The sequence below is a fragment of the Flindersiella endophytica genome (genome assembly GCF_054779015.1).
The window spans coordinates 147,799-165,150 of record NZ_BAAGYY010000002.1 but is presented as its reverse complement, the minus strand read 5'-3'; the positions used below and the strand labels follow the sequence as shown (position 1 = coordinate 165,150).

At 66.0% G+C, this 17,352-nt stretch carries 14 protein-coding genes; all 14 read right to left on the bottom strand.

Annotated features, from left to right (window positions below):
* A partial coding sequence (rpsC, locus tag ACYVF6_RS01240; protein WP_460514770.1) for a 30S ribosomal protein S3 occupies positions 1-774 on the bottom strand: 774 nt, incomplete at its 3' end.
* Complete coding sequence (gene rplV / locus ACYVF6_RS01235; RefSeq protein WP_460514768.1) at positions 774-1,184, bottom strand: large ribosomal subunit protein uL22; 411 nt, start codon at positions 1,182-1,184, stop codon at positions 774-776. The genes rplV and rpsC, both read right to left, overlap by 1 nt.
* Positions 1,181-1,462, bottom strand: coding sequence for a 30S ribosomal protein S19 (gene rpsS, locus ACYVF6_RS01230; protein WP_460514765.1), 282 nt, complete (start codon positions 1,460-1,462; stop codon positions 1,181-1,183). The genes rplV and rpsS overlap by 4 nt, the downstream gene beginning before the upstream one ends.
* Before the next feature lie 18 nt (positions 1,463-1,480).
* Positions 1,481-2,317: a large ribosomal subunit protein uL2 gene (gene rplB, locus ACYVF6_RS01225; RefSeq protein ID WP_460514763.1), complete on the bottom strand. Its 837-nt coding sequence runs from the start codon at positions 2,315-2,317 to the stop codon at positions 1,481-1,483.
* A 15-nt stretch (positions 2,318-2,332) separates the two neighbouring features.
* Positions 2,333-2,638: an uL23 family ribosomal protein gene (rplW, locus tag ACYVF6_RS01220; protein ID WP_460514761.1), complete on the bottom strand. Its 306-nt coding sequence runs from the start codon at positions 2,636-2,638 to the stop codon at positions 2,333-2,335.
* Positions 2,635-3,432, bottom strand: coding sequence for a 50S ribosomal protein L4 (gene rplD, locus ACYVF6_RS01215; RefSeq protein ID WP_460514759.1), 798 nt, complete (start codon positions 3,430-3,432; stop codon positions 2,635-2,637). The genes rplW and rplD overlap by 4 nt, the downstream gene beginning before the upstream one ends.
* A complete protein-coding gene (gene rplC / locus ACYVF6_RS01210) occupies positions 3,429-4,088 on the bottom strand; it encodes a 50S ribosomal protein L3 (protein WP_460514788.1) in 660 nt (219 codons plus the stop codon). Before rplC ends, rplD begins: the two co-directional genes overlap by 4 nt.
* 23 nt (positions 4,089-4,111) lie before the next feature.
* The gene (gene rpsJ, locus ACYVF6_RS01205) at positions 4,112-4,420 is read right to left on the bottom strand and encodes a small ribosomal subunit protein uS10 (protein WP_460514758.1); all 309 of its coding nucleotides are present in this window, start codon (positions 4,418-4,420) and stop codon (positions 4,112-4,114) included.
* A gap of 323 nt (positions 4,421-4,743) precedes the next feature.
* Complete coding sequence (gene tuf / locus ACYVF6_RS01200) at positions 4,744-5,937, bottom strand: elongation factor Tu (RefSeq protein ID WP_460514756.1); 1,194 nt, start codon at positions 5,935-5,937, stop codon at positions 4,744-4,746.
* 89 nt (positions 5,938-6,026) lie between these two features.
* On the bottom strand, positions 6,027-8,132 hold the full coding sequence (gene fusA, locus ACYVF6_RS01195) for an elongation factor G (RefSeq protein ID WP_460514754.1): 2,106 nt from the start codon (positions 8,130-8,132) through the stop codon (positions 6,027-6,029).
* A 107-nt stretch (positions 8,133-8,239) separates the two neighbouring features.
* The gene (gene rpsG, locus ACYVF6_RS01190; RefSeq protein WP_460514753.1) at positions 8,240-8,710 is read right to left on the bottom strand and encodes a 30S ribosomal protein S7; all 471 of its coding nucleotides are present in this window, start codon (positions 8,708-8,710) and stop codon (positions 8,240-8,242) included.
* The gene (gene rpsL, locus ACYVF6_RS01185) at positions 8,710-9,084 is read right to left on the bottom strand and encodes a 30S ribosomal protein S12 (RefSeq protein WP_460514751.1); all 375 of its coding nucleotides are present in this window, start codon (positions 9,082-9,084) and stop codon (positions 8,710-8,712) included. Before rpsL ends, rpsG begins: the two co-directional genes overlap by 1 nt.
* A gap of 442 nt (positions 9,085-9,526) precedes the next feature.
* Positions 9,527-13,408 carry a DNA-directed RNA polymerase subunit beta' gene (locus tag ACYVF6_RS01180; protein ID WP_460514749.1) on the bottom strand — a complete coding sequence of 1,294 codons (3,882 nt, stop codon included), beginning with the start codon at positions 13,406-13,408 and terminating at the stop codon, positions 9,527-9,529.
* A 112-nt stretch (positions 13,409-13,520) separates the two neighbouring features.
* Positions 13,521-16,991, bottom strand: a complete 3,471-nt coding sequence (gene rpoB, locus ACYVF6_RS01175) for a DNA-directed RNA polymerase subunit beta (protein WP_460514747.1) — start codon at positions 16,989-16,991, stop codon at positions 13,521-13,523.
* Positions 16,992-17,352 lie beyond the last annotated feature (361 nt).

Below are 17,352 nucleotides of genomic sequence, written 5' to 3'. Positions count from 1 at the left end.
ACCGCGGCCGCCACGACCACCACGGTCACCGCCGCGGCCACCACGGCCGCCACGCTCACCACGGCCGCCGCGCTCACCGCGCTCGCCGCCAGGCCGCCGCTGCGCGGCCGCCCGGGCCGCCGCCTGCTGCGCCTCACGCTCGGCGCGCGACGACGGGACCTCACCCTTGTAAATCCAAACCTTGACGCCGATCCGGCCGAACGTGGTGCGAGCCTCGTAGAAGCCATAGTCGATGTCGGCCCGCAGCGTGTGCCGCGGCACCCGACCCTCGTCGTAGTGCTCCGTACGCGACATCTCCGCGCCACCCAGCCGGCCCGCGACCTCGACGCGGATGCCCTGGGCACCGGCCTTCATCGCGCTCTGCAGCGCCTTGCGCATGGCCCGCCGGAACGCGACCCGGCTGGCCAACTGCTCGGCGACGCCCTGAGCGACCAGCTGCGCGTCGACCTCGGGGTTCTTCACCTCGAGGATGTTGAGCTGGACCTGCTTGCCGGTCAGCTTCTCCAGGTCGGCGCGGATCCGGTCGGCCTCCGCACCACGACGGCCGATGACGATGCCCGGCCGGGCGGTGTGGATGTCGACGCGCACACGCTCACGGGTGCGCTCGATCTCGACCTTGGAGATGCCGGCCCGCTCCATGCCCTTGCTGAGCAGCTTGCGGATCTCGACGTCCTCGCCGATGTAGGCCTTGTAGAGCTTGTCGGCGTACCACCGGCTGGTGTGGTCGGTGGTGATGCCGAGGCGGAACCCGTTGGGGTTGACCTTCTGTCCCATCAGCGGGTCCTCCTGTTCCTGCGCGTGGACTGTTCGGCGTTCTCGTCGACGACGCTCTCGACGACGACGGTGATGTGGCTGGTCCGCTTGAAGTACGGGCCTGGGCGGCCCTGGGCCCGCGGGCGCCAGCGCTTCATCGTGGGTCCTTCGTCGACGTAGGCACGCGCGACGAACAGGTCGGCGCGGTTGGCCTGCAGAGTGTTCTCCGCGTTGGCCATCGCGCTCTCCACGACCTTACGGACGGGCTCGGCGGCGGCCTGCGGGGCGAACCTCAGCAGGTCGACCGCGTCCTGCGCCGGCAGGCCGCGGATCAGATCGACGACACGACGCACCTTCATCGGCGTCATGCGTACGTAGCGCGCGACTGCCCGCGCCTGCGGGTTGTCGGTCGCCAGATCGGTGGTTGTCATCGACGCCGGCTCCTTCGGTCGTCCTTCTCGTGACCGCGGAACGTCCGCGTCGGAGCGAACTCGCCGAGCTTGTGCCCGACCATCGCTTCGGTGACGAACACCGGCACGTGCTTGCGTCCGTCGTGCACTGCGATCGTGTGACCGAGCATCGCCGGGACGATCATCGAACGACGGGACCAGGTCTTGATGACCTGCTTGCTCCCCTTCTCGTTCTGGACATCCACCTTCTTCATCAGGTGGTCGTCCACGAAGGGGCCCTTCTTGAGGCTACGTGGCATCCTTCAGGCTCCCTGTTCCTAGCGCTGCTTACCGGTCTTGCGACGACGGATGATCAGCTTGCTGCTTTCCTTGCCCGGACGACGGGTCCGGCGCTCGGGCTTGCCCCACTTGGAGACCGGGTGACGGCCACCGGAGGACTTGCCCTCGCCACCACCGAGCGGGTGGTCGACCGGGTTCATGGCGACACCGCGGACCTCGGGGCGCTTGCCCTTCCACCGCATGCGGCCTGCCTTACCCCAGTTGATGTTGGACTGCTCGGCGTTGCCGACCTCGCCAACCGTCGCGCGGCAGCGGACGTCGACCATGCGCTGCTCGCCGGACGGCATCCGCAGCGTGGCCTTCGAACCCTCACGCGCCTGCAGCTGCACCGACGCGCCGGCGGACCGGGCGATCTTGGCGCCACCGCCGGGCCGCAGCTCGATCGCGTGGATCGTGGTGCCGACCGGGATGTTGCGGAGCGGAAGGTTGTTGCCGGGCTTGATGTCCGCGCTCGGGCCGGTCTCGATCCGCTGCCCCTGCTTGAGGTGGGACGGCGCGAGGATGTAGCGCTTCTCGCCGTCGGCGTAGTGCAGCAGAGCGATGTTGGCCGTGCGGTTGGGGTCGTACTCGATGTGCGCGACCTTGGCCGGCACGCCGTCCTTGTCGTACCGCTTGAAGTCGATCAGCCGGTACGCACGCTTGTGGCCGCCACCCTGGTGCCGAGTAGTGATCCGGCCGGTGTTGTTCCGGCCGCCCTTCTTCGGCAGGGGGCGAAGCAGAGACTTCTCCGGCGTGGAGCGGGTGATCTCGGCGAAGTCCGAGACGCTCGCGCCACGACGGCCCGGCGTCGTCGGCTTGTACTTACGGATTGCCATTCGTCAGTCCTTCGCCTAGCTAACCGGTCCGCCGAAGATGTCGATCCGCTGGCCGTCCTGGACGGTCACGATCGCACGCTTCACGCTGGCGCGCGTGCCCCACCCGAAGCGGGTGCGGCGGCGCTTGCCCTTGCGGTTGAGCGTGTTCACCTCGGTCACGTGGACGTTGAACACCTTCTCGACCGCGATCTTGATCTCGGTCTTGTTGGCGGTCGGGAGGACCTCGAAGGTGTACTTGTTCTGGTCGAGCAGGCCGTAGCTCTTCTCGCTGATGACCGGCTTGATGAGCACGTCGCGGTGGTCCTTGTGCAGGTTGCTCATGCGTCAGCCTCCTTCTCCGCATCAGCGTCAGCGGCCTTCGCCGTCTTCTTCGCCGCGGTCTTCTTGGCAGCCGTCTTCTTGGCTGCCGCCTTCTTCGCGGGCTTCTCCTCGGCGTCGTCAGCGGCGGCGGCCTTCTTGGCAGCTGCCTTCTTCGCCGGCGCCTTCACCTCTACCTCGATGCCCGTGAACTGCTGGTAGGCCTTCGCGGTGAAGATCACGTCGTCGGAGATCAGCACGTCGTAGGTGTTGAGCTGGTCGGCGACCAGGATGTGCACGCTGGCGGCGTTGCGCAGGCTGAACCAGGCGACGTCCTCATCGCGGTGCAGCACCACGAGAACGTTCTTCCGCTCGGTCACCTTGGTGATGGCCGCCATCGCCGTCTTGGTCGAAGGCACGTCGCCGTCGATCAGGCTGCTCACCACGTGCACGCGGCCGTGGCGGGCCCGGTCGGACAGCGCGCCGCGCAGCGCGGCGGCCTTCATCTTCTTCGGCGTCCGCTGCTCGTAGTTGCGCGGCTGCGGGCCATGCACGACGCCACCACCGGTGAAGTGCGGCGCGCGGCGCGAGCCCTGGCGGGCGCGGCCGGTGCCCTTCTGGCGGTACGGCTTGGCGCCACCGCCGGAGACCTCACCGCGGGTCTTGGCCTTGGCCGTTCCCTGCCGGGACGCGGCCAGCTGGCCGACCACGACCTGGTGGATCAGCGGCACGTTGACCTGGACCTCGAAGATCTCCTCGGGGAGATCGACGCTGCCGGCCTTGGAGCCCTCGGCGTTCAACACGTCAACAGTCGTCATTTCGTCTCTCCGCCCTTCGCCGCGTTGCGGATCAGGACCAGGCCGCCCTTGGGGCCCGGGATCGCGCCCTCGACGAGGATCAGGCCCTTGTCGGCGTCGACCGCGTAGACCTTGAGGTTCGCGGTCGTCACGCGCTCGCCACCCATCCGGCCGGCCATCCGCAGGCCCTTGAACACGCGGCCCGGCGTGGCACAGCCACCGATCGAGCCGGGCGAGCGGTGCTTGCGCTCGACACCGTGGGAGGCCTTCAAGCCGTGGAAGCCGTGACGCTTCATCACACCGGCGAAGCCCTTGCCCTTGGAGGTGCCCGTGACGTCGATTGCCTGGCCCTTCTCGAACACCTCGACGGTGAGCTCCTGGCCGGTCGAGTAGGACTCGGCGTCGGCGGTACGGAGCTCGACGAGGTGACGGCGCGGCGTGACGCCGGCCCTCTCGAAGTGGCCCTGCTTGGGCTTGTTCACCTTGCGCGGGTCGATCGCGCCGAACGCGATCTGGACTGCCGCGTAGCCATCGGTCTGCGGCGTGCGCACCTGGGTCACAACGCAAGGACCGGCCTTGACCACGGTCACCGGAACGAGACGGTTGTTCTCGTCCCAGGCCTGCGTCATGCCGACCTTCTCACCCAGCAGGCCGCGCACGGTGCGACCTTCCTTCAAGCTGCTGCTCATTAGTGCGTCCCTCAGAGCTTGATCTCGATGTCGACGCCGGCCGGGAGGTCGAGCCGCATGAGCGAGTCAACCGTCTTCGGCGTCGGGTCGATGATGTCAATGAGCCGCTTGTGCGTCCGCATCTCGAAGTGCTCGCGGCTGTCCTTGTACTTGTGCGGCGACTTGATGACGCAGAAGACGTTCTTCTCCGTAGGCAGCGGCACCGGACCAGCGATCTTGGCGCCGGTACGGGTAACGGTGTCGACGATCTTGCGCGCCGAGCTGTCGATGACCTCATGGTCATACGCCTTCAGCCGGATGCGGATCTTCTGTCCCGCCATCGTCCTTCTCTCCTCATTCGAGCCTTGCGGCCGAGTGTCTGGTCCGCCCGGTTTCTCCGACCCCCGCGGTCGGGTGTGTCGCGTACCCAGACCGCACGGATCCCTTGGATTTGTTTTCCGTTCGGGATGTCGCAGAGCCCGTCCTTGCGGATCAGGCACAGATTGTGTTGCACGTCTCCGCTTCGGCCGCATCCGGATCAACTGACCACAGGACACGCCACGGCGACTCGCCAAAGGCAACCCGGCAAGTATGCCAGACAACCCCTTACGCAAACCAACCGGGGTGGGGCCCCGTTCGAGGACCCACCCCGGTCAGCCTTGCACTACTTGATGATCTTGGTGACCCGGCCGGCGCCGACGGTGCGGCCGCCTTCGCGAATCGCGAACTTGAGGCCTTCCTCCATCGCGATGGGCTGGATCAGCTCAACCCGCATCTCGGTGTTGTCGCCCGGCATCACCATCTCGGTGCCCTCGGGCAGGTGCACAACACCGGTCACGTCCGTCGTACGGAAGTAGAACTGTGGGCGGTAGTTGTTGAAGAACGGCTTGTGCCGTCCGCCCTCTTCCTTCGACAGGATGTAGACCTGCGCCTCGAACTCGGTGTGCGGGGTGTTCGTGCCCGGCTTGACACAGACCATGCCGCGCTCGACGTCTTCGCGCTTGATACCGCGAAGCAGCAGACCGACGTTCTCACCGGCGCGCGCCTCGTCGAGGATCTTGCGGAACATCTCGACCGCCGTGACGACCGTCTTCTGCGACGTCTCGCGGATACCGACGATCTCGATTTCCTCGTTGGTCTTCAGCACACCACGCTCGACGCGGCCGGTGACGACCGTGCCTCGACCGGTGATCGTGAAAACGTCCTCGACAGGCATCAGGAACGGCCGGTCGATCTCACGGGTCGGCTCGGGGACCGACTCGTCGACCGCCGTCATGAGCTCCATGATCTTGTCGGCCCACTCTTCGTCGCCCTCGAGCGCCTTCAGCGCCGAGACGCGAATCACCGGGCAGTCGTCGCCGGGGAACTCCTGGCTGTTCAGGAGCTCGCGAACCTCGAGCTCGACGAGCTCCAGGATCTCCTCGTCGTCAACCATGTCGGCCTTGTTGAGCGCGACAACGATGTACGGCACGCCAACCTGACGGGCGAGCAGCACGTGCTCACGCGTCTGCGGCATCGGGCCATCGGTCGCCGCGACCACCAGAATCGCGCCGTCCATCTGCGCCGCACCGGTGATCATGTTCTTGATGTAGTCGGCGTGGCCAGGGCAGTCGACGTGGGCGTAGTGACGCTTCTCCGTCTGGTACTCGACGTGCGCGATCGTGATCGTGATACCGCGCTGCTTCTCCTCCGGCGCCTTGTCGATCTGATCGAAGGCGTAGAAGGGGTTGACCTCCGGCATCTTGTCGTGCAGCACCTTGGTAATCGCCGCGGTGAGAGTCGTCTTGCCGTGGTCGATGTGCCCAATGGTGCCGATGTTGACGTGCGGCTTAGTGCGCTCGAACTTCGCCTTCGCCACTTCGGGCTCCTCCTGTTTTCTTTACCTTGCTACGCCGTAGTTCAGAACTGGCGCGGAGCTTTACGGTACGGGACGGGTGGCAGGGGCTGTTATTCGCCCCGCGCCTTCTTGATGATCTCCTCGGCGACGCTCTGGGGAACCTCGGCGTAGGAGTCGAACTGCATCGTGTACACCGCACGGCCCTGCGTCCTCGAACGCAGGTCGCCGACGTACCCGAACATCTCGGACAGCGGCACCTTCGCAGCAATCACTCGGGCGCCGTGCCGCTCGTCCATGGACTGCACGTGACCACGGCGGGAGTTGATGTCGCCGATCACGTCGCCCATGTAGTCGTCCGGCGTCGTGACCTCGACCGCCATCATCGGCTCGAGCAGCACAGGGCTGGCCCTGCGGGCTGCTTCCTTGAACACCATCGAACCGGCGATCTTGAACGCGAGCTCGGACGAGTCGACGTCGTGGTACGCACCGTCGGTCAGGGTGGCCTTGATGTCGACCATCGGATAGCCGGCGAGTACGCCGAACTCCATGGCCTCCTGGATGCCCTCGTCGACCGACGGGATGTATTCCTTGGGGATCCGGCCGCCGGTGACCTTGTTGACGAACTCGTAGCCACCGTCGCCTTCGCCGCCGGTCGGCTCCAGGTTGATGATCACGCGGGCGAACTGGCCCGAGCCACCCGTCTGCTTCTTGTGGGTGTACTCAACCTTCTCGACCAGCTTGCGGATCGTCTCGCGGTAGGCCACCTGGGGCTTACCGACGTTCGCTTCGACCTTGAACTCACGCTTCATCCGGTCGACGAACACCTCGAGGTGGAGCTCGCCCATGCCCGCGATGATCGTCTGGCCCGTCTCGTCGTCGGTCCGGACCGTGAAGGTCGGGTCCTCTTCGGTGAGCCTCTGGATCGCCGCGCCGAGCTTGTCCTGGTCGCCCTTGGTCTTCGGCTCGATCGCCACCCGGATCACAGGGGCCGGGAAGTTCATCGACTCCAGGATGATCGGAGCGTCGGGCGTGGAGAGCGTGTCACCAGTAGTGGTCTGCTTCAGGCCCATGACGGCGACGATCGCACCGGCGGAGGCCTTCTCGATCTCCTCACGCTTGTTGGCGTGCATCCGGTAGATCTTGCCGATCCGCTCCTTGCGGTCCTTGGTGGAGTTGACCACCTGGGTGCCGGAGGTGAGCGTGCCGGAGTAGATCCGGAGGTACGTCAACTTGCCGAGGTGCGGGTCGCTCATGATCTTGAACGCCAGCGCGGACAGCGGCGCGTCCTCGTCGGGCTCGCGGATGAGCTCCTCGTCCTCGTCCTTGACCGAGTGGCCCGTGATGGCGCCGACATCGATCGGAGACGGGAGGTAGTTGATCACCGCGTCGAGCAGGGGCTGGACGCCCTTGTTCTTGAACGCGGTGCCGCACAGCACCGGCGTGACCTTGCTGGCGACCGTGGCGCGGCGGATCGCGGCCTCGAGCTGCTCGACCGTGGGCTCCTGGCCCTCGAGGTAGAGCTCCATGATCTCGTCGTCGGCCTCGGCCAGCGTCTCGAACAGCCGGTCGTGCCATTCGCGGGCGGCGTCGGTGTGAGTCGCCGGGATCTCCTCGACGGCGTAGTCCTCGCCCTTCTGGGTCTCGCCACGCCAGGTCAGCGCACGCATGCGGACCAGGTCGATGACGCCCTGGAAGTCGGCCTCGGCACCGATCGGCAGCTGGACGACCAGCGGGACGGCGTTCAACCGGTCGACGATCATGTCGACACACCGGTGGAACTCGGCGCCAACGCGGTCCATCTTGTTGACGAAGCAGATCCGCGGGACGCCGTAGCGGTCGGCCTGCCGCCAGACCGTCTCGGACTGCGGCTCGACGCCGGCAACACCGTCGAACACAGCGACCGCACCGTCGAGGACCCGGAGGTTGCGCTCCACCTCGACGGTGAAGTCGACGTGGCCCGGGGTGTCGATCAGGTTGATCGTGTGGTCTTTCCAGTGGACAGTCGTCGCGGCGGACGTGATCGTGATGCCGCGCTCCTGCTCCTGCTCCATCCAGTCCATGACGGCAGCGCCCTCGTGGACTTCACCGATCTTGTAGGTGATGCCGGTGTAGAACAGGATCCGCTCGGTCGTGGTCGTCTTGCCCGCGTCGATATGGGCCATGATCCCGATGTTGCGGACCTGGGTGAGGTCAACTGTGCGGAGGTCGGTAGCCATCAGGCTCGTCGGTTCTTTCGTCCGTATGTCTTCAAGGAAGGTTTTCCCTGCTCAAGGTTGAGCAGCGCCCCCGGTGTGTGAGAGCGCTGCTCGTGAGCTGCGCTCCGCTACCAGCGGTAGTGCGCGAATGCCTTGTTCGATTCGGCCATCTTGTGGGTGTCTTCACGCCGCTTGACGCTCGCGCCCAGACCGTTGGAGGCGTCCAGGATCTCGTTCATCAACCGCTCGGACATGGCCTTCTCGCGGCGCGCCTGGGAGTAGCTCACCAGCCAGCGCAGCGCGAGCGTGGTCGACCGGCCAGGACGAACCTCGACCGGGACCTGGTAGGTCGCGCCACCAACCCGGCGGCTGCGGACCTCGAGGGTCGGCTTGACGTTGTCGAGCGCGCGCTTCAGCGTGATCACCGGGTCGGTGCCGGTCTTCTCGCGGCAGCCCTCGAGCGCGGTGTAGACGATGCGCTGGGCAAGCTGCTTCTTGCCGCTCTTCAGCACCTTGCTGATCAGCTGGCTGACCAACGGCGAGGCGAAAACCGGATCGACGATCGGCTGGCGCTTCGGCGCCGGGCCCTTGCGCGGCATTAGCTCTTCTCCTTCTTGGCACCGTAACGGCTGCGCGCCTGCTTGCGGTTCTTCACACCCTGGGTGTCGAGCGAACCGCGAACGATCTTGTAACGGACACCGGGGAGGTCCGCCACCCGGCCGCCACGCACGAGCACCATCGAGTGCTCCTGAAGGTTGTGGCCAACGCCCGGGATGTAAGCCGTGACCTCGATCTGGCTGGTCAGCCGCACACGGGCGACCTTGCGCAGCGCGGAGTTGGGCTTACGAGGGGTGGTGGTGTAGACGCGCGTGCACACGCCACGCCGCTGGGGCGAGCCCTTGAGAGCGGGCGTCTTCTGCTTGGACACCTTGTCCTTGCGGCCCTTGCGGACCAACTGCTGGATCGTGGGCACCGCGTCGTTTCCCTCTTCTTTAGTCCGTCATTCGTACGAAGTCTGTATTGGTACTGCTTGTGTGGCTTGTGCGACCCCCGCGGTCGGGTGTGTCGCGTATCCAAACTTCCGCGGCGGGCACACATTGCTAGCCAGCCAGGCGGCAGACACAGCGTGGAACATTACCACGCCTGCGTGTTGCTCGGCTAATCGGGACCTCTTAGCGACCTCATGGCGCCCAGTCAAGCCGCCACGAGCTGACGTCGCGAGATCAACGATGTCAATCCTAGACCCGAGGACCAAACGAGTTCAGCGCTACCTCCACCACCAGCAGCCGGCCGACCCCACACGGGACCACGGCGAAGGCAAACGGGTGATGTGAAGTAAAGCCCAGGCCAAAGAGAACCGACGCGCCACCCACGGATGGGCGACGCGCCGGTTCGCGTTCGTGCTGGCTTCAGCCTCAGGCGTCGTACGTACCGAAGTCGAAGTCCTCGAGACGTACGGCCTCGCCAGAGCCCGTGCCGAAGGTGTAGTCGGAGTCGTAGCCCTCGTAACCCACCATGGAGTACATCGCGGCCTTGGCCTCCTCCGTCGGCTCGACGCGGATGTTGCGGTAGCGCTCCATCCCCGTGCCCGCCGGGATCAGCTTGCCGATGATGACGTTTTCCTTCAGACCGCGCAGCGAGTCGCTCTTGCCCAGGATCGCGGCCTCGGTGAGGACCTTGGTCGTCTCCTGGAACGAAGCCGCCGACAGCCACGAGTCGGTGGCCAGCGAGGCCTTGGTGATGCCCATCAGGACCGCACGGCCGGAAGCCGGCGTGAGGCCTTCGGAGACCACCCTGCGGTTCTCCTCTTCGAAGCGCATCCGGTCGACCAGCTCGCCCGGCAGCAGCTCGGAGTCGCCGGACTCGATGACCGTGATCCGGCGCAGCATCTGCCGCACGATGATCTCGATGTGCTTGTCGTGGATCGCCACACCCTGCGAGCGGTAGACCTCCTGCACCTGGTCGACCAGGTGCTCCTGGACCTTGCGCAGGCCCAGGACGCGGAGGACGTCCTGCGGGTCGGGCGTGCCGTGGGTGAGCTGCTGCCCAACCTCGACGTGGGTGCCTTCCTCGACCAGCAGCCGCTGGCGCTTGGAGACGGGGTAGCCCTTCTCCTCGCTGCCGTCGTCAGGGATGACGACGAGCTTGCGGCTCTTCTCGGAGTCCTCGATCCGGATCCGGCCCGCGGACTCGGCGATGGGCGCCTTGCCCTTGGGCTGGCGGGCCTCGAACAGCTCGACCACACGCGGCAGACCGTGCGTGATGTCCTCACCGGCGACACCGCCGGTGTGGAACGTACGCATCGTCAGCTGCGTGCCAGGCTCACCGATGGACTGGGCGGCGATGATGCCGACCGCCTCACCGATGTCGACGAGCTTGCCGGAGGCCAGCGAGCGGCCGTAGCACTTGGCGCACGTGCCGACCTTGGAGTCGCAGGTCAGGACCGAACGGACCCGGATCTGCTCCACGCCGGCCTGGACCAGGCGCTCGATGTTGAGGTCGCCCAGGTCGGCTCCGGCCTCGGCCACCACGTCGCCGCTGGGCGCCTGGACGTCCTCGGCCAGGACTCGCGCGTAGACCGAGGTCTCCACGTTGTCGAGCTTGCGCAGCGTGCCGTCGGCCTGCTTCTCGGCGATGGCCTTGATCAGGCCGCGCTCGCTGCCGCAGTCGTCCTCGCGGACGATGACGTCCTGCGAGACGTCGACCAGTCGCCGGGTGAGGTAACCGGAGTCGGCGGTACGCAGAGCGGTGTCGGCCAGACCCTTACGAGCACCGTGGGTGGAGATGAAGTACTCCAGCACGGTCAGGCCCTCGCGGAAGTTCGCCCGGATCGGACGCGGGATGATCTCACCCTTCGGGTTGGCCACCAGACCACGCATAGCGCCGATCTGACGGACCTGGATCATGTTTCCGGTCGCGCCCGAGTGGACGGTCATGTAGATCGGGTTGGAGGTGTCCAGCCCGTCCTCCATGGCCTTACCGACCTCGGCGTGCGCCTGCGTCCAGATCTCGATGAGCTCCTGACGGCGCTCCTCGTCGGTGATCAGACCGCGGTCGAACTGCTTCTGGACCTTGGTCGCCTTCTCTTCGTACCGAGCGAGGATCTCGCCCTTGCTCGGCGGGCTGTAGACGTCGTCCATCGCGACCGTGACCCCGGAGTACGTGGCCCACTTGAAGCCCGTCTCCTTGAGCTTGTCGAGGCAGTTGGCCACCTCGACCTTGGGGTAACGCTCGGCCAGGTCGTTGACGATCGCGCCGAGCTGCTTCTTGCCCACCTCGTAGTCGACGTACTGGTAGTCGTCGGGGAGGGTCTCGTTGAACAGCGCGTGCCCGAGCGTGGTCGTGAACAGCACCGGGTCGCCAGGCGCCCAGCCCTCCGGAGCCTCCCAGCTCGGCGGCGGCACAATGCCCTTGAGCCGGATCTTGATCTTGCTCTGCAGCTTGATCTCGTGCCGATCGAAGGCCATGATCGCCTCGGCCACCGAACCGAACGCCCGGCCTTCACCCGGCAGCTCGCCCTGACGCTTCATCGTCAGGAAGAACAGGCCGATGATCATGTCCTGGGTCGGCATGGTGACCGGCCGGCCGTCGGCCGGCTTGAGGATGTTGTTGGTCGACAGCATCAGGATCCGGGCCTCGGCCTGCGCCTCGGCCGACAGCGGCAGGTGCACCGCCATCTGGTCACCGTCGAAGTCGGCGTTGAACGCCGTACAAACGAGCGGGTGGATCTGGATCGCCTTGCCCTCGATCAGCTGCGGCTCGAACGCCTGGATGCCGAGTCGGTGCAGCGTCGGCGCACGGTTCAGCAGAACCGGGTGCTCGGCGATGACCTCTTCCAGCACGTCCCACACGACCGGGCGAGCCCGCTCGACCATGCGCTTGGCGCTCTTGATGTTCTGCGCGTGGTTGAGGTCGACCAGCCGCTTCATGACGAACGGCTTGAACAGCTCGATCGCCATGCCCTTCGGCAGGCCGCACTGGTGCAGCTTCAGCTGCGGACCACACACGATCACCGAACGGCCGGAGTAGTCGACGCGCTTACCGAGCAGGTTCTGGCGGAACCGGCCCTGCTTGCCCTTGAGCATGTCGGACAGCGACTTCAGCGGACGGTTGCCCGGCCCGGTGACCGGACGGCCGCGGCGGCCGTTGTCGAACAATGCGTCGACGGCCTCCTGCAGCATCCGCTTCTCGTTGTTGACGATGATCTCGGGAGCACCGAGGTCGAGCAGCCGCTTCAGCCGGTTGTTCCGGTTGATCACACGACGGTAGAGGTCGTTGAGGTCGGACGTGGCGAACCGGCCACCGTCGAGCTGCACCATCGGGCGCAGGTCCGGCGGGATCACCGGCACGCAGTCGAGCACCATGCCCAGCGGGCTGTTGGTGGTCGTCAGGAACGCCGACACGACCTTCAGCCGCTTCAGCGCACGGGTCTTCTTCTGGCCCTTGCCGGTACGGATGATCTCGCGCAGGTTGGCTGCTTCGGCGTTCAGGTCGAACGACTCGAGCCGCTGCTTGATCGCCGCCGCGCCCATGTCGCCGGAGAAGTACTTGCCGAACCGGTTGCGCATCTCGCGGTAGAGGATCTCGTCGCCTTCGAGGTCCTGCACCTTGAGGTTCTTGAACCGGGTCCAGACCTCCTCCAGCCGGTCCAGCTCACGCTGGGCACGGTCACGGAGCTGCTTCATCTCGCGTTCGGCCGACTCCTTGACCTTGCGGCGGGCGTCGGCCTTGGCGCCTTCGGCTTCGAGCTGCGCGAGGTCTTCCTCGAGCTTCTTCATGCGCTGCTCGACGTCGTTGTCGCGACGCGACTCGATCTGCTTGCGCTCGACATCGATCCGCGCCTCGAGCGAGGGCAGGTCGCGCTGGCGGGCGTCGTCGTCGACCCGCGTGATCATGTAGGCGGCGAAGTAGATGACCTTCTCGAGGTCCTTCGGCGCCAGGTCGAGGAGGTAGCCCAGCCGGCTCGGCACACCCTTGAAGTACCAGATGTGCGTGACCGGAGCCGCCAGCTCGATGTGGCCCATCCGCTCACGACGCACCTTGGCGCGAGTGACCTCGACGCCGCAGCGCTCACAGATGATGCCCTTGAACCGGACGCGCTTGTACTTGCCGCAGTAGCACTCCCAGTCCCGGGTCGGGCCGAAGATCTTCTCGCAGAAGAGGCCGTCCTTCTCGGGCTTGAGCGTGCGGTAGTTGATGGTCTCGGGCTTCTTGACCTCGCCGTGCGACCACTGCCGAATATCCTCGGCCGTCGCAAGGCCGATCCGAAGCTCGTCGAAGAAGTTCACGTCGAGCACGTGTTCTCGAACCCCTTTGGATTGGTACTGAATGGGTTACTTGTGGGTTGCTCAAAGTTGACGGAGGTGCCGGGGAGCCGGGGCGCGGAACGCCCGGGCTCCCCGGCGACCGTCAGACTTCCTCGACGCTGCTCGGCTCTCGCCGGGTCAGGTCGATCCCGAGTTCTTCTGCGGCGCGGAACACGTCCTCTTCGCTGTCGCGCATCTCCACGGCCATGCCGTCGCTGGAGAGCACTTCGACGTTGAGGCAGAGCGCCTGCATCTCCTTGACGAGAACCTTGAACGACTCCGGGATACCCGGCTCCGGGATGTTCTCGCCCTTGACCACCGCTTCGTAGACCTTGACTCGACCACTTACGTCGTCGGACTTGATCGTGAGCAGCTCCTGGAGTGCGAACGCCGCGCCATAGGCCTCGAGCGCCCACACCTCCATCTCGCCGAACCGCTGACCACCGAACTGCGCCTTACCACCCAGCGGCTGCTGCGTGATCATCGAGTACGGACCGGTCGAACGGGCGTGGATCTTGTCGTCGACCAGGTGGTTGAGCTTCAGCATGTAGATGTAGCCCACCGACACCGGGTCGGGGAACGGCTCGCCCGTGCGGCCGTCGAGCAGTCGCGCCTTGCCGTCGTGGCCGACCATGCGATCGCCGTCACGGTTGGGGTGGACCGACGCGAGCAGGCCACTGATCTCGGTCTCCCGCGCACCGTCGAACACCGGGGTGGCGACGTTGGTGCCAGGCTCGGCCTCGTCAGCACCGATCGCCTTCAGCGAGCGCTGCCATTCCTCCTCGTCGCCGGCGATCTGCCAGCCGGACTTGGCGATCCAGCCGAGGTGGGTCTCGAGTGTCTGGCCGATGTTCATTCGGCGAGGCACACCCAGCGGGTTGAGGATGATGTCGACCGGCGTGCCGTCGGACAGGAACGGCATGTCCTCGACCGGCAGGATCTTGGCGATGACGCCCTTGTTTCCGTGCCGGCCGGCGAGCTTGTCGCCGTCCTGGACCTTGCGCTTCTGAGCCACGAGCACGCGGACCAGCTGGTTGACACCCGGCGGGAGCTCATCGCCCTCGTCGCGGTCGAACACCCGGACGCGTACGACGGTGCCCTGCTCACCGTGGGGAACCTTCAGCGAGGTGTCGCGTACTTCACGCGCCTTCTCACCGAAGATCGCACGGAGCAGCCGCTCCTCCGGCGTCAGCTCGGTCTCACCCTTGGGCGTGACCTTGCCGACCAGGATGTCGCCCGGGACCACCTCGGCGCCGATGCGGACGATGCCGCGCTCGTCGAGGTCGGCGAGCATCTCTTCCGAGACGTTCGGGATGTCGCGGGTGATCTCCTCCGGACCCAGCTTGGTGTCGCGCGCGTCGACCTCGTGGAGGTCGATGTGGATCGAGGTGAGGATGTCCTCCTGCACGATCCGCTGGGACAGGATGATCGCGTCTTCGTAGTTGTGGCCGTGCCACGACATGAACGCGACCAGGAGGTTGCGGCCGAGCGCCATCTCACCGTCGTCGGTGCAAGGACCGTCGGCGAGAACGGTGCCGACCTCGATCCGGTCACCTTCGGCGACCAGCGGGCGCTGGTTCATCAGGGTTCCGGCGTTGGAACGGTTGAACTTGGACAGGCGGTACGTCTGGTACGTGCCGTCGTCGCAAGCCACCTCGACGAAGTCGGCGCAGGCCTCACGGACCACACCGGGCTTCTCCGCGACCACGACGTCACCGGCGTCGACCGCGGCACGGTATTCCATGCCGGTGCCGACCAGCGGCGCCTCGGAACGGATCAGCGGCACCGCCTGGCGCTGCATGTTGGAACCCATCAGCGCGCGGTTGGCGTCGTCGTGCTCGAGGAACGGGATCATCGCCGTCGCGACCGACACCATCTGGCGCGGCGAGACGTCCATGAAGTCGACCTCGTCGCGCGGGATGAGGTCGACCTCACCGTGGCGCTTGCGGACCATGACCCGCTCTTCGACGAACCCACCATCGGCTTCGAGAGGAGCGTTGGCCTGGGCGATGACGTGGCGGTCTTCCTCGTCAGCGGTGAGGTAGACCGTCTCGTCGGTCACCTTGCCACTGACGACCCTGCGGTAGGGCGTCTCGACGAAGCCGAACGGGTTGACGCGCGCGAACGTCGACAGCGAGCCGATCAGACCGATGTTCGGTCCTTCCGGCGTCTCCACCGGGCACATCCGGCCGTAGTGGCTGTGGTGGACGTCGCGGACCTCCATGCCGGCCCGGTCACGGGACAGACCACCAGGACCGAGCGCGGAGAGCCGGCGCTTGTGCGTCAGGCCCGCGATCGGGTTGGTCTGGTCCATGAACTGGCTCAGCTGCGAGGTGCCGAAGAACTCCTTCAGCGCCGCGACCACCGGGCGGATGTTGATCAGCGTCTGCGGCGTGATCGCCTCGACGTCCTGGGTGGTCATCCGCTCGCGAACCACGCGCTCCATCCGGGCCAGGCCGGTGCGCAGCTGGTTCTGGATCAGCTCGCCGACCGTGCGCAGGCGGCGGTTGCCGAAGTGGTCGATGTCGTCTTCCTCGACGACGATCTCACCCTGCGGTGCCGGCAGCTCGGTCTTGCCCTCGTGGAGGGCGACGAGGTAGCGGATGGTGGCCACGATGTCGTCGATGGTCAGCACCGACTGGTCGTGCGGCAGCTCCAACCCGAGCTTCTTGTTGATCTTGTAGCGGCCGACCTTCGCCAGGTCGTAACGCTTGGGGTTGAAGTAGTAGTTCTCCAGCAGCGCCTGGGCGGCCTCCTTGGTGGGGGGCTCGCCGGGACGGAGCTTGCGGTAGATGTCGAGCAGCGCGTCGTCCTGGCCGGACGTGTGGTCCTTCTCCAGGGTGGTGCGCATCGACTCGTAGTCGCCGAACTCCTCCAGGATCTGCGCGTCGGACCAGCCGAGCGCCTTGAGGAGGACGGTGACGTTCTGCTTGCGCTTGCGGTCGAGGCGGACACCGACGGTGTCGCGCTTGTCGACCTCGAACTCGAGCCAGGCACCCCGGCTGGGGATCATCTTCGCGGTGAAGACGTCCTTGTCGGAGGTCTTGTCTGGCACTCGTTCGAAGTAAACGCCGGGCGAACGGACGAGCTGCGAGACCACGACACGCTCGGTGCCGTTGATGATGAACGTCCCCTTGTCGGTCATGAGCGGGAAGTCGCCCATGAAGACGGTCTGGGACTTGATCTCGCCGGTTTCGTTGTTCATGAACTCGGCGGTGACGAACAGCGGAGCGGCGTAGGTGAAGTCACGCTCCTTGCACTCGTCGACGGAGTTCTTCGGCGGCTCGAACCGGTGGTCCCGGAACGAGAGGGACATGGTGCCCGAGAAGTCTTCGATTGGAGAGATCTCCTCGAAGATCTCCTCCAGGTGGGACCTGTCGGGTACGTCCGTGCGGCCTGCGGCCTGGGCTTGGTCGAGGCGAGCCTTCCAGCGCTCGTTGCCGACCAGGACGTCGAAGCTGTCGACCTGCAGAGCGAGCAGGTCGGGAACTTCGGAGGGTTCCTTGATCTTTGCGAACGAGATCCGGCGAGGCGGTTCGACGAGGCCGTTGCGGCCGGTGGAGCCGTTGTTCATTCCAGTAGTTGTTGCGTCAGACGCAGTGGTGCGCGAGGCGGCCAAGAGGGGTCCTTCCGAGGCTTGCGGACTCGGTTTCTCACATGCCAGACCGACCTGGGCGCCCCCAGGCGCGGTCGGAAGGCAGGGCAAAGCGACAGTGTAGCCCTTTGGCGCACCACTGTCCAGTCCCGTTCAAAAACCTCTTCGCGATTTGTCCGACTCCCTGCGTCGCCGTTCCTTTGACGTCACTCGGGTGACGGCGAAGCACCGGTCTCGGTCACCGTGCTGGCTACCCGCGGATGGGAGTGCTTACCCATCCTTCTTCCGATCCGGGCCGGTCCTGTGCGCTGCACGCATCTGGTCTGCTTGGCGTGCTGAC

Bases quoted from the DNA above. Each gene is read 5' to 3' on its own strand.
- rplV (WP_460514768.1), bottom strand. From the start codon at position 1,184: ATGACAACCACCGATCTGGCGACCGACAACCCGCAGGCGCGGGCAGTC.
- rpsS (WP_460514765.1), bottom strand. From the start codon at position 1,462: ATGCCACGTAGCCTCAAGAAGGGCCCCTTCGTGGACGACCACCTGATG.
- rplB (WP_460514763.1), bottom strand. From the start codon at position 2,317: ATGGCAATCCGTAAGTACAAGCCGACGACGCCGGGCCGTCGTGGCGCG.
- rplW (WP_460514761.1), bottom strand. From the start codon at position 2,638: ATGAGCAACCTGCACAAGGACCACCGCGACGTGCTCATCAAGCCGGTC.
- rplD (WP_460514759.1), bottom strand. From the start codon at position 3,432: ATGACGACTGTTGACGTGTTGAACGCCGAGGGCTCCAAGGCCGGCAGC.
- rpsJ (WP_460514758.1), bottom strand. From the start codon at position 4,420: ATGGCGGGACAGAAGATCCGCATCCGGCTGAAGGCGTATGACCATGAG.
- fusA (WP_460514754.1), bottom strand. From the start codon at position 8,132: ATGGCTACCGACCTCCGCACAGTTGACCTCACCCAGGTCCGCAACATC.
- rpsG (WP_460514753.1), bottom strand. From the start codon at position 8,710: ATGCCGCGCAAGGGCCCGGCGCCGAAGCGCCAGCCGATCGTCGATCCG.
- rpoB (WP_460514747.1), bottom strand. From the start codon at position 16,991: ATGAACAACGGCTCCACCGGCCGCAACGGCCTCGTCGAACCGCCTCGC.